Below are 12935 nucleotides of genomic sequence, written 5' to 3'. Positions count from 1 at the left end.
ATTTATTGGTTAGGTTGTTGAAAATGCACTTTCGCCCGAAAGTGCATTTTCTTTTCACAATCAATTTTGCTGAACTAAAGGGTATGGCCGTTTATTTTGTTAATAAATGTGCAGTACTTTGGATATATTTTTTACTTTTCCCTTTAAAAACATATCGTTTTTTAAATAATTAGTATTTAATCAGAAAGCAATGTACAACTCAAGAATATCAGGTTTGGGATTCTATGTTCCTGAAAATGTGGTCACCAATGATGACTTGTCCAAAGTAATGGACACTAATGATGAATGGATTCAGGAGCGTACAGGAATCAAAGAGCGACGCCATGTAGTGAAAGGTACTGATACTACTACCAGTATGGGGGTAAAGGCAGCACAAAAGGCCATTGAACGAGCTGGTGTTGATAAAAATGACATTGATTTTATTGTCTTTGCCACGCTCAGTCCCGATTATTATTTTCCGGGTCCTGGTGTTTTAGTACAGCGTGATTTGGGCCTTAAAACCGTTGGGGCATTGGATATTCGCAACCAGTGTTCCGGTTTTGTGTATGGTATTTCGGTAGCAGACCAATACATTAAAAGTGGCATGTATAAAAATGTGCTCGTCATTGGTTCTGAACTGCATTCGCATGGGCTGGATATGACCACAAGGGGAAGGGGTGTCTCCGTTATTTTTGGGGATGGTGCTGGAGCTGCGGTAGTAACGCGAGAAGAAGATACCTCCAAGGGTATTTTATCCTCACACCTTCATTCTGAGGGTGAACACGCTGAAGAACTATCATTGATTGCCCCCGGAATGGGAAAAAGATGGGTGACCGATATTATCGAAGATGTGGATTCTGGTACCGAGGATACGTCCTATTTTCCTTATATGAATGGTCAGTTTGTGTTCAAGAATGCGGTAGTGCGCTTTAGCCAGGTAATTATGGAAGGATTACAGACCAATAATTTAGGTCCGCAGGATATTGATATGTTGATTCCGCACCAAGCCAATTTGCGTATTTCCCAATTCATTCAGAAGAAATTTGGATTGTCTGATGATCAAGTGTTCAACAACATCATGAGTTACGGAAATACTACAGCAGCTTCTATTCCAATTGCTTTGACTGAGGCATGGGAACAGGGAAAGGTGAAAGAGGGCGATTTGGTGGTCCTTGCCGCTTTTGGTAGTGGTTTTACATGGGGGAGTGTTATTATCCGGTGGTAATTCCAAATAAAAAACAAAGCCCCGACCTTATTAAAAGATCGGGGCTCTTTATTAATGCACCTGCCTACTTACCAACCAACACTTCGGCATTCTGCACTAATGCGTCGTTATAAAATTCCTCCGCTGGACTGTTTGGTGCGGTCATCTCTTCGCTTACGTTGTTTAGCACGATTTTTTCCACTTCCAAAACGATAGGATAGGCCTACGTAGACATTATTGCTCTCCCAATTGAACCCTCCAGCTTGTTCATACGGTCTTTCTCCTTTGAAGGCGAAACGCATGGTATTGAAAATATCATTGTAGTTAAAGCTGATAGTTCCATTGCCTTCAGCAAAATTGTAGCGAGCTCCCAAATTCACAAAATACATGGGCTCGGCATTGAATTGAATGGTACGGTTCTTTCCACGGTAAAATCCAAAAGCCTGAAGTGTCAGCTGCTTAGTCACCGTAAAACTGTTGTTCATACGTAAGTTCCAAGCGGTGTTGTCCACTTTTACGCTTTCCTCAACAATGTCATCCTCGGTAGGATTGGGGACATTTCCAGGTACAGTTTCCGTAATTCCACGATTGGTCTGGGAGAACATATCAAAACTACCGTTAATGTTCCACCATTTGGTTGGGCGATAGCTTCCAGAGAGTTCCAAACCATAGGCAGAAGTCTTAGCAAAGTTGTCGAACGTCAATATGATCTTATTAAAATCCAAACGGTCTATATAAACCGCACGGTTGATTTCATCCTTGATGCTTCGGTAAAAAACACCTGCTGTAATGCTACCATCTTTAATGCGCCGTGTATAGTTGGCTTCATAGGAATTGGTGAACTGGGGTACTAAATTTGGATTTCCGAAGGAAGAAATCAAGGGGGTGGCAAATTCCCTAATTGGATTTACCTGCTCAAGTCCAGGTCTGTCCACACGTCTGCTATAGCTCAGCTGCATTTGATTTTTCTCATTGACATTGTAGGTTACAAAGGCTGATGGATAAATCTCCGTATACTTATCGGTAAAGGACCTGACATTGTTGGTGTCCGCAGTAACTTCTACATCTTCTACACGAACCCCCATTTGATAGGACCATTTTTGATAAGACTGGCTGAACGTGGCGTAAGCAGAATAAATGTCCATTCCATATACAAAATTGGTGTTTGGGGTAGGTACCAAATTACCACCAGAGTTAAAGGAAAATCCCGTGGATGAATAGTCGACATCTGTTTCAAAATTCCGGGATTCCAGTCCAATCTCAAGTTTTGAAATGCTGTCCAAAGGATTCACATAATCCAAATTGGCAATGGTCTGGGTGCGTTCCGTATCCACAAAATCCATGTAATTGGGGTATAGACTTGCACCAACTGACCTAAAATTAGCATCTTGACCACTTTCAAAACAGTTAAAATCCACCTCCAATTCTATGTTGTGTCCTTCCTTGTTGAAGTCCAGTTTGTAGTCAAAATTATATTGTTCGCTGCGGTTGTCTGAAATGTCGTCAAAAAATTGGGTTACATTCCGGGATGTATCCGTATTATAAGTGACTTCAGTTACCCCAATTCCAGACCCGTCAAAAATATTTTGGTTGGTGAAAAAAGAAATGGTGTTCTTTTCATTGAGATAAAAGTCCACTCCCAATTTGTAAAGATGTGATTTGTTATTGTTGAAGAAATCAAACTCTTGGAGTGAGTTTTCATCGGTACGGAATATGGTTCCATCATTGACATATTTGCCAATGTTATTGCCATAATTACCATAAAAATTGAATTTTCCGTTACGGTAGTTTAAATCGATGGAGCTGTTGAACTTGGCCTCGATACCTTTTGTTAACCCGAGATTCACATTCCCATTGAAACCAATGTTGGCATTTTTGTGTAGTACAATATTGATGATACCGCTCATGCCCTCTGGATTGTATTTGGCAGACGGATTGGTGATGAGCTCAATGGATTTAATGGAGGTTGAAGGTATTTGACGGAGCAATTGAGCCACCGGAACGTTAGATAGTTTTCCATCCACCATTACCCTAACATTTGAGTTTCCGCGCAAGGTAAGATCGCCCGTTTGGGCATCCACGTTAACAGAGGGGATGTTGTTCATAATGTCTGAAGCGGTGGCGCCAGCGGTTGTGAGGTCCTTTCCCACGTTGATGACTTTTCGGTCCACCCGTTGTTCAATGGTGGTACGTTCGGCCACCACTTCCACTTCGTCCAGTTCCCGTGTTTCCTCTTCTAGGGTGATGGTCCCCAAATCTTGGTTTCTGTTGTTCTTATTGATGACCAATTCTTGGGAATAGGTCTTGTAACCAATAAATTGAACTTCAAGAATAAAGGAACCATCGGGTAGTTTTTTGATTTCAAAACTTCCATCATCCTCGGTAATTCCACCTGTTATGGTTTCAGCACCATTTTCAGATTTAATAACGATGGCTGCATAAGCCACAGGCTGCTGCAAGGTATTGTCAACAACGGTTCCAGAGATTGAGCCCAAGGCGGTTTCTGGTTCGTTGTTATTTGCAAAATTGATTTGAATGCTGCACAAGAAGAGTGCAACAACTAAGAATAGCTTCTTCATGAGTTGTTCGTTTTTTGATTTGATTGATGATAACTACAAGACGGGTTTAATGTAAAAATGTTACAGGCTTTATTGATTTTAACATTTGTAAACCGCTGCAAGGTTATAGGGAGGCTAGGGGCCAAGAAATGGTTTGGTGGAAAAAAGAAACCCTGACATTCAGAATGCCAGGGTTTTACATTGATAAGCTATACTAAACACTAACCATTAACTATAAAAAATACAGTCTTACCAATGAATGATATTTTATAGATAAAAGACGACTAATTTTTCAAATAGTTACAATCTTTGAATCAGTTTAACACATAAATTAACAAATGAATACAACACTTGTTTTTGGGGCTTCTTCAAACCCGGGGAGATACAGTAATTTGGCAATTCGTAGATTGGTTGAAAACGATATTGATACAATCGCGTTCGGAGTAAGTGGGGGAACTGTATCCGGAGTGCAAATTAAAGACAACTTGGCTGAATTTCAAAATATTAACACTATAACGTTGTACCTCAATCCAAAAAATCAGAAAGAATACTATCAAAAAATAATAGACCTTAAACCAAAACGGGTGATTTTTAACCCCGGCACGGAAAACCCTGAGTTCTACAAACTTCTCAAAAATGCAGGTATAGAGGTAGAAGTTGCCTGTACCCTGGTGCTTTTGGCTACGGGGCAGTATTAGATTGCTCAGTACGCTTTCCCTTTCGTATCAACCAAAGGCCAAAAAAGGTCAATAAGCCGTTTAAGGGTAAAAGTTCATACCCCATGACATAGCCACCAAGGTAGGACGCCGGAATATTGGCCACAAGAACAATGATGCCCACGGAAAGTAGCGATATCACCCAAACATAGCGATCCCAGATTTGGTATTTGGTGAAAATGCCAAAAGCAAATAGGCCCAACAACGGCCCATACGTATACCCCGCAACGGTTAATAGACTGTCAATCACATTGCTGCTAAGAATGTATTTAAAGGCTATGATGACCAGTACCAACATAATGCTCATAACAATGTGCGTGGTTTTTCGAATTCTCTTTTGCTCTGCATCGCTTTTCTTCTCAACAGCCAAAAAATCCACACAAAAAGAAGTGGTCAGTGAGGTAAGGGCACTGTCTGCACTACTGTATGCTGCCGCAATAAGGCCAAGCATGAACGTAATGGCCAATGTGAGTCCCAGACCCCCGTTCAATGCAATCTCGGGGAAAAGTAGGTCGGTTTTCGGTGAGCCATCCATCAATGGGATGCCTATTCCATTTCGTTTGGCATAAATGAACAACAGAACACCCAATAGCATAAACATAAAAGTGACCGCTACCAATACAATGCTAAAGGAAACCATATTCTTTTGAGCATCTTTCAACGATTTACAGGTAAGGTTTTTCTGCATCATGTCTTGATCAAGTCCCGTCATGCAAATGGTCACGAACATCCCTCCCACAAAAGATTTAATAAAGTAATTACGGTCTAAAAAGCTCTCCGTATTTAAAAAGGCATTATAGTCTTTTAGCTCATCCGAAGCCAAAAACTCCCCAAAGCTCCAACCTAATTCTTTATTGATCAAAACAATGGATAGAATCACGGCCACTATCATAAAAAGGGTCTGAAGTGTATCGGTCCAAACAATGGTTTTGATGCCCCCTCGATTGGTATAAATCCAAATCAACAATATGGAAATTACCACCGTAAACTCAAACCGAAAGCCAAGGTCATCAAAAACAAACTGTTGCAACACAATGGCCACTAAATACAAACGGAAGGCCGCCCCCAAAACCCGTGAAAGGAAAAAGAAAAATGCCCCTGTCTTGTGACTGGTACTACCAAATCGCTCCAAGAGGTACTCATAAATGGAAGTAACATTTAACCTATAATACAGTGGCAGTAACAAAAAGGCGACCACCATATAGCCAAAAAGGTAGCCGATGACTACTTGCATATAGTTGAACTGGGTATCCTCAACCCAACCAGGAACTGAAATGAAGGTGACCCCAGATAGTGAGGCCCCCACCATACCAAAAGCAACCACATACCAAGGTGATTGCCTGCCGGCTTTAAAAAAGTCTATGTTGGAATCGTTTTTGCCCGTAAAATAGGAGATAAGAATCAGCACCAAAAAATAGGCGCCAATAAGCAGGAGGATTTGCGTCGCCGACATATATATAATTTGATTTGCAAAGTACGAAAGTAAATTGGTAAGTCTAAAATCGTAATTTTGTGGGAGAATTTAGAATATGGAATTTTCATCGAAGCTTTTGGAAAATGCGGTTTATGAGATGTCGCAATTGCCAGGGATAGGCAAACGAACGGCGTTGCGCTTGGTGCTTCATTTGTTGAAACAGCCCGAGGAGCGTACCCAGCACCTATCCAATGCATTGATGACGCTTAAAAGCGAGATCAATTTTTGCAAAAAGTGCCATAACATTTCAGACACGGAGATTTGCGAAATCTGCGCCAATCCAAAGCGTGATGAAAGCTTGGTCTGTGTGGTTGAGGACATACGCGACGTAATGGCCATTGAGAATACCTCGCAGTACAACGGACTGTACCATGTTTTAGGCGGAAAAATATCACCCATGGAAGGTGTGGGCCCACAAGATTTAAACATTACTTCATTGGTGGACCGCGTCAGGCAAGGAACCGTCAAAGAGCTCATTTTTGCCTTGAGTTCCACAATGGAAGGCGATACCACTAATTTTTATATCTATCGGCAATTGGAAGGGATGGAAATCACCACCTCGACCATTGCGCGTGGTATTTCAGTGGGAGATGAGCTGGAATATGCTGATGAAGTCACTTTGGGCAGGAGTATTCTCAACCGGGTTCCGTTCGAAAGCTCCATGAAAGCCAATTGATTCAAGATTAAAAAATGAACATAAATCAATAATAAGTCGATTTCTTTAGTATTTTTGCAAAACAGAAGTCAATATTATATCGCTAACTAAGAATATGTCAAAATTCGAATTAAAATTACCGCAAATGGGAGAAAGTGTCGCCGAAGCCACCTTAACCAGTTGGTTGAAGGAAGTAGGTGATACCATTGAGATGGATGAGGCCGTTTTTGAGATAGCAACGGACAAGGTAGATTCTGAAGTGCCCAGTGAGGTCGATGGTATATTATTGGAAAAACGATTTAATGTAGATGATGTCATCCAAGTGGGTGATGTGGTTGCGGTTATTCAAACCGAAGGGGAAGTTGAAAGTTCATCAAATGGAACCCAAACTGTTGATGAGGTCAAGGATACGGTTGAAGAACCAGTTGCAGTCCTGGAAAACCAAATGACCCAAGTAAAGGAATCCGTTTCAGCCCCAGCACATGATTTTTCAAGCTCGGAGCGGTTTTATTCTCCACTGGTCAAAAATATAGCTAAGGAAGAAGGGGTTTCCATGGAGGAATTGGAGGCGATTGAGGGTACTGGTTTGGAAGGTCGTGTCACCAAAAACGACATCATGGCTTTTCTGGAGCAACGCTCCACAAATGGCAGCAAACCAGCGGAAACCACTACAACTACCACCGTTGAAGAAAAAGTGGCCACAACGGAACCCAAAGCACAAAAAGAAGCCACGGAGAAACCCAAAACCGCCCCTGTTCAAGTGGGCAGGGATGATGAGGTAATCCCATTGACCCGAATGGGCAAGCTGATTGCCCATCACATGGTAGAAAGTGTGTCCACATCGGCCCATGTACAAAGTTTTGTGGAGGTCGATGTCACCAACGTGGTCAACTGGAGAAACAAGGTAAAGAAGGCTTTTGAGGAGCGTGAAGGCGAAAAACTCACCTTTACCCCAATTTTTATGGAAGCCGTGGCCATGGCCCTGAAAAAATATCCCATGATGAACATTTCATTGGATGGGGACAAGGTCATTAAAAAGAAGCATATCAATCTGGGAATGGCTGCGGCCCTTCCAGATGGCAACCTTATTGTTCCGGTCATTAAAAATGCAGACCAATTAAATTTGGTGGGCATGGCAAAGACCGTGAACGATTTGGCCAGCAGGGCCAGAAACAATCAGTTAAAGCCCGATGAGGTGAAAGATGGGACCTACACCGTAACCAACGTTGGGTCGTTTGGCAGTGTTTTTGGAACGCCCATCATCAATCAACCTCAAGTAGGTATTTTGGCTCTAGGTGCTATTCGTAAAATGCCATCGGTCATCGAAACAGACCAAGGGGAGTACATTGGTATACGTAGTAAAATGTTCCTTTCCCATAGCTATGACCATAGGGTAGTCAACGGCGCTTTGGGCGGAATGTTCGTAAAAGCCGTGGCCGATTATTTGGAAGCATGGGACATAAACCGGGAAATCTAGAAGAAAATAGCATATTCCTATTACAATCCTTAATTTAGACCGATGAAGCCCAGTTTCATCGTTTAAAAGCCCCACATGCAATTACAATTAACAAAACCGATCTGTTTTTTTGATTTGGAAACCACCGGAACCAATGTGGTTAAAGACAGAATCGTAGAGATTTCCATATTAAAGGTTTACCCCAACGGGAACAAAGAAAGTCGAACCTGGTTGGTGAATCCAGAAATGCCCATTCCTCCAGAATCGGAAGCCATTCATGGTATATCGGATGAAAAGGTTGCCAATGAGCCCACCTTCAAACAATTGTCCAAAGAAATTTATAAAATGATCAAGGACAGTGATTTGGCCGGTTTCAATTCTGATCGGTTCGATATTCCGCTTTTGGTGGAGGAAATGCTGCGGGCCGATGTAGATTTTGATATGAAGAACATGGTATCTGTGGATGTGCAGACCATCTTCCATAAAATGGAAAAGCGCACCTTGGAAGCTGCCTACAAGTTTTATTGCGATAAGAGTTTGGATGATGCGCACAGCGCCGAGGCGGATACTTTGGCCACCTATGAAGTATTGTTGGCGCAATTAGAGCGTTATCCAGAATTGGAAAATAATATAAAAAAGCTGTCCGAGTTCACCACCCGAAAACAATCGTTGGATTTTGCCGGATTTATTGGGATAGATGAAAACGATCAACCTATTTTTGCCTTTGGAAAGCATAAAGGGAAGACGGTGGACGAAATCATGGAAACAGAACCCGGTTATTTTGGCTGGATTTTAAATGCGGATTTTCCATTGTATACCAAAAAAGTACTTACCCAAATCAAGTTGAGCAAACTCAACAACAAGTTGTCCTAAATAATTCAGAACCCCATGAAGTTGATATGTATTGGCAGAAACTATGCCGCCCATATTGATGAGTTGAAAAATGAAAGGCCCGAAGAGCCTGTGGTCTTCATCAAACCGGATTCGGCCGTTTTGCCCAAGGAGCAGGATTTTTATATTCCCGAATTTTCCAACGATGTGCACTACGAGGTGGAGGTTTTGGTAAAAATCAAAAAAGTAGGGAAGCATGTTGCGAAGCAATTTGCACATAAATATTATGATGAAATCGGTCTTGGAATAGATTTCACCGCTCGGGACCTTCAATCCAAACTAAAGGAAAAAGGCCTTCCTTGGGAAAAAGCAAAGGGTTTTGACGGTGCAGCGGTCGTTGGTAAATGGGTTTCCAAAAACAAATTTAAAAATGTTGATGATATAAGCTTTTCATTACATAAAAATGGAGAAAAGGTGCAAGATGGAAACACATCCTTGATGTTGTGGAAGATAGATGAACTCATTGCGCATGTTTCCACCTATTTTATGCTTAAAAAAGGAGATATACTCTTCACGGGAACGCCAGCAGGTGTTGGTAAAGTAAGCCCAAATGACTACCTTTCAGGTATGCTTGAAGGAGAGCAGCTATTTGAAATTAATGTAAGATAATGATTTACAGCCTCGATAAGATAAATGAAATGGCGGAAGGGGACGAGGATTTCGTAACCTCTGTAGTTTCGGTCTTTCTGGAAGAAGTTCCTGCGGACTTGGATGGTTTGGAAAAGGCCATTGCGGAAAGAGATTATGAAAATGTGTACAAATTGGCACACAAAATTAAACCCAATGTGGATATATTGGGCATGGAACAGACCCGAGCCAGAGCCCTTGAAATTGAGACCATGGGTAAAAACACAGCCAGCATTGATGAGATTCAGGAGAAATTCCCAATGCTAAAAAAAGACGTGCTGCAAGTGGTGGCCGAATTGAAAAAAGACTTCGATTTATAGATGCAGGCCGAGATCATCACCATTGGGGATGAAATTCTCATTGGGCAGATAGTGGACACCAACTCCGCCTTTATTGCCAAGGAACTGAACAAAATTGGTGTTTCTGTGTATCAAATCACATCGGTGCAGGATGATAGGGACCATATTTTGCAGTCGCTCAAAGAGGCCGGCGAGCGTTCATCCGTGGTCATTATCACCGGTGGGTTGGGACCTACCAAAGACGACGTCACCAAACATACCCTCTGCGAATTTTTTGAAGACGAATTGGTTCAGGATAAAACCGTTCTGAATCACATTGAGGAGCTTTTCAAAAAATACATCAATACACCCATTTCCGATTTAAACAGGCAACAGGCTTTGGTGCCGACCAAAGCCACAGTATTGCACAATGCCTTTGGTACTGCCCCCGGACTTTGGATGAAAAAGGGCAATACGGCCTTTGTTTCGCTTCCGGGGGTGCCGTATGAGATGAAAAATCTTATGACCCGTTCTGTTCTGCCCAAGATTGTGGAAGATTATGAGCGGCCCTACATTCTGCATAAAACCATAATGACCTATGGACTTGGGGAAAGTGCCATTGCCGATAAAATTGAGGATTGGGAAAACAACCTACCGAGCTTTATTAAATTTGCATATTTGCCCAGTTTGGGAAGGGTGCGGCTTCGACTTTCGGCAAAGGGAACCGATAAGGATTTTCTAATGGCCGCCATTACGGATGAAGCGAAAAAACTGCACCCCCTTATTGGTGACATTATTGTTGGGGAAGAGGAGGATGAATCCATAGAATACCAGATAGGCAAGTTGCTTACAGACAAACAGCTCACATTGTCCACCGCGGAGAGCTTTACCGGAGGTAAAATAGCCGAGCACATTACATCTATAGCCGGGGCGTCCAAGTATTTTAAAGGAAGTGTGGTCAGCTACGCCACTGAAATGAAGGTGAAACTGCTGAATGTTCCTGAAGAATTGATTCAGCAGCATTCCGTGGTCAGTGAAGAAGTGGCCATTTCCATGGCCCAAAACGTTAAAACCATCATGCAAACGGACTTTGCCATTGCCACTACGGGCAATGCAGGGCCCACAAAAGGTGACTCGGATTCTGATGTGGGAACCGTCTATATCGCCATTAGCACTCCAGAACATACATTTGCACAGCAATTCAATATGGGAAACCTTCGGGAAAGAGTAGTGGAGAAGTCGGTGAACAAGGCATTTGAGCTGCTCTTCAAAGAAATTTTAAAATTCTGAAAAAGAATTTTGTACGTCCCACTAAAATGGTATAAATTTGCAGCCTCAATAAAATCACTCAAATAGTTAGGGAGATGTCTAAAGTTTGTGAAGTTACAGGAAAAAAGGTGATGTTTGGAAACAACGTTTCCTTTTCCATCAATAAGACCAAAAGGAGATTTGATGTAAATGTTTCCAAAAAGAAATTTTACATTCCAGAAGAAGATCGTTGGGTGACCTTGAATGTTTCATCCAGAGGATTGAAGATCATCAACAAAAAAGGAATCTCTGCTGTATTGAAGGAAATCAATTCCAAAAAGTAAGTAGTCTAAGCGTTTAAGAACAATACAATGGCAAAGAAAGGAAATAGGATTCAGGTAATTTTGGAGTGCACAGAGCATAAGGAATCTGGTCAACCAGGTACTTCCAGATATGTTACCACCAAAAATAAAAAGAACACGCCAGATAGGATGGAAATCAAAAAATACAATCCCATCCTTAAGCGTATGACCGTTCATAAAGAAATTAAGTAATAGCTTTTACAGCGTAAAGGCCAAAAATATAAGCCATGGCAAAGAAAACAGTAGCAACACTTCAATCATCTTCAAAAAGATTGACCAAGGCCATAAAAATGGTAAAATCTCCAAAAACCGGAGCATACACTTTTGTGGAATCCGTTATGGCACCTGAAGTGGTCAATGATTGGTTGAACAAGCAATAAGGGTTGCCCCTTACAAAAAATTAGGCCACTTTTTAAGTGGCTTTTTTTATTTGTGACCGTGGCAAGTGCACTGTGCGCCAGACATTTTATGTTAAAAAAACTCCCCGTACTTTCCTATCTTTGGAGATTCACTAACTGTACATCATGAGTTTATTCAAGAATATATTTTCAAAGGACAAAAAAGAGACTTTGGACAAGGGGCTGGAAAAGTCCAAGTCCAGTTTTTTTGGGAAGTTGGGAAAGGCCGTGGCCGGAAAATCCAAAGTGGACGATGAGGTATTGGATAATCTGGAAGAGGTTTTGGTTACTTCGGATGTGGGCGTAAACACCACCCTAAAAATCATAGATCGAATTGAGGAACGGGTTTCCCGCGATAAATACATGGGAACCGATGAACTCAACACCATTTTACGGGAAGAGATTGCCGGACTCCTTTCCGAAACCCATGTGGGGGAAGAAACTGAGTTTACCGTCCCAAAAGATAAAAAGCCCTACGTGATCATGGTGGTCGGTGTAAATGGGGTAGGAAAGACCACGACTATTGGAAAGCTGGCAAGCCAATTCAAGAAAAAGGGATTAAAAGTGGTTTTAGGCGCTGCGGATACATTTCGGGCGGCGGCCATTGACCAGTTACAGGTGTGGGCAGATCGGGTAGATGTTCCCATCGTGAAACAAAAAATGGGAAGCGACCCTGCTTCCGTGGCCTTTGATACGCTAAACTCAGCCGTGGCTGAAAATGCCGACGTAGTTTTGGTGGACACTGCAGGTCGGCTGCACAACAAGGTCAACCTGATGAACGAACTTTCCAAGGTAAAACGGGTGATGCAAAAGGTAGTACCCGATGCACCCCACGAGGTACTTTTGGTGTTGGACGGCTCCACCGGACAAAACGCTTTTGAACAGGCCAAACAATTTACCAAAGCCACCGAAGTGACCAGCTTGGCCGTGACCAAATTGGATGGTACCGCCAAAGGCGGGGTGGTGATTGGTATCTCGGACCAATTTCAGATTCCCGTAAAATATATTGGGGTAGGCGAGGGCATTGATGACCTTCAGGTGTTTAACAAATACGAGTTTGTGGATTCGTTTTTTAACCTGAACTAGTCA

14 protein-coding genes are annotated in these 12935 nt (G+C 42.2%); 12 read left to right on the top strand and 2 right to left on the bottom strand.

The window, feature by feature from the left end; all coding sequences use genetic code 11:
• Window positions 1–190: 190 nt before the first annotated feature.
• Entirely contained in the window at window positions 191–1204 is a 1014-nt protein-coding gene (locus ACFOWS_RS18350) for a 3-oxoacyl-ACP synthase III family protein (protein ID WP_379767865.1), read from the top strand.
• Between the two features lie 107 nt (window positions 1205–1311).
• Here the strand turns inward: ACFOWS_RS18350 and ACFOWS_RS18345 are convergent, their stop codons facing one another.
• Window positions 1312–3762, bottom strand: coding sequence for a TonB-dependent receptor domain-containing protein (locus ACFOWS_RS18345; protein WP_379767862.1), 2451 nt, complete (start codon window positions 3760–3762; stop codon window positions 1312–1314).
• A 317-nt stretch (window positions 3763–4079) separates the two neighbouring features.
• Here ACFOWS_RS18345 and ACFOWS_RS18340 point away from each other — a divergent pair, with 317 nt between their 5' ends.
• Window positions 4080–4439, top strand: coding sequence for a CoA-binding protein (locus ACFOWS_RS18340; protein WP_366590653.1), 360 nt, complete (start codon window positions 4080–4082; stop codon window positions 4437–4439).
• Here the strand turns inward: ACFOWS_RS18340 and ACFOWS_RS18335 are convergent.
• Window positions 4423–5910, bottom strand: a complete 1488-nt coding sequence (locus tag ACFOWS_RS18335; protein ID WP_379767859.1) for a sodium:solute symporter — start codon at window positions 5908–5910, stop codon at window positions 4423–4425. The two genes, ACFOWS_RS18340 and ACFOWS_RS18335, sit on opposite strands and share 17 nt — an antisense overlap.
• A 76-nt stretch (window positions 5911–5986) precedes the next feature.
• Between ACFOWS_RS18335 and recR the strand changes: the two genes are divergently transcribed.
• The 10 genes from recR to ftsY all read left to right on the top strand — a co-directional run bounded on the left by recR (window position 5987) and on the right by ftsY (window position 12932).
• Window positions 5987–6607 (top strand): recombination mediator RecR, encoded by a 621-nt coding sequence (recR, locus tag ACFOWS_RS18330; protein ID WP_379767856.1) that lies wholly within the window; start codon window positions 5987–5989, stop codon window positions 6605–6607.
• A gap of 94 nt (window positions 6608–6701) precedes the next feature.
• Window positions 6702–8063 (top strand): dihydrolipoamide acetyltransferase family protein, encoded by a 1362-nt coding sequence (locus ACFOWS_RS18325; protein ID WP_379767853.1) that lies wholly within the window; start codon window positions 6702–6704, stop codon window positions 8061–8063.
• Between the two features lie 75 nt (window positions 8064–8138).
• Window positions 8139–8915, top strand: coding sequence for an exonuclease domain-containing protein (locus tag ACFOWS_RS18320; RefSeq protein WP_379767850.1), 777 nt, complete (start codon window positions 8139–8141; stop codon window positions 8913–8915).
• A 15-nt stretch (window positions 8916–8930) separates the two neighbouring features.
• The gene (locus tag ACFOWS_RS18315) at window positions 8931–9542 is read left to right on the top strand and encodes a fumarylacetoacetate hydrolase family protein (RefSeq protein WP_379767847.1); all 612 of its coding nucleotides are present in this window, start codon (window positions 8931–8933) and stop codon (window positions 9540–9542) included.
• Window positions 9542–9880, top strand: a complete 339-nt coding sequence (locus ACFOWS_RS18310; RefSeq protein WP_379767844.1) for an Hpt domain-containing protein — start codon at window positions 9542–9544, stop codon at window positions 9878–9880. Before ACFOWS_RS18315 ends, ACFOWS_RS18310 begins: the two co-directional genes overlap by 1 nt.
• A complete protein-coding gene (locus tag ACFOWS_RS18305) occupies window positions 9881–11128 on the top strand; it encodes a competence/damage-inducible protein A (protein ID WP_379767841.1) in 1248 nt (415 codons plus the stop codon).
• 74 nt (window positions 11129–11202) lie between these two features.
• Complete coding sequence (gene rpmB / locus ACFOWS_RS18300) at window positions 11203–11430, top strand: 50S ribosomal protein L28 (protein ID WP_366590634.1); 228 nt, start codon at window positions 11203–11205, stop codon at window positions 11428–11430.
• Between the two features lie 27 nt (window positions 11431–11457).
• Window positions 11458–11640, top strand: a complete 183-nt coding sequence (gene rpmG / locus ACFOWS_RS18295; RefSeq protein ID WP_036383212.1) for a 50S ribosomal protein L33 — start codon at window positions 11458–11460, stop codon at window positions 11638–11640.
• Window positions 11641–11675: 35 nt separating this feature from the next.
• Window positions 11676–11828: a DUF4295 domain-containing protein gene (locus ACFOWS_RS18290; protein WP_379767837.1), complete on the top strand. Its 153-nt coding sequence runs from the start codon at window positions 11676–11678 to the stop codon at window positions 11826–11828.
• 144 nt (window positions 11829–11972) lie between these two features.
• The gene (ftsY, locus tag ACFOWS_RS18285) at window positions 11973–12932 is read left to right on the top strand and encodes a signal recognition particle-docking protein FtsY (protein ID WP_379767834.1); all 960 of its coding nucleotides are present in this window, start codon (window positions 11973–11975) and stop codon (window positions 12930–12932) included.
• The last annotated feature ends 3 nt before the right edge of the window (window positions 12933–12935 follow it).

The organism is Flagellimonas marina, from assembly GCF_042651185.1.
In the GTDB taxonomy this organism is placed as follows: Bacteria; Bacteroidota; Bacteroidia; order Flavobacteriales; family Flavobacteriaceae; genus Flagellimonas; species Flagellimonas marina.
This window is presented reverse-complemented; position numbering and strand designations above follow the sequence as displayed.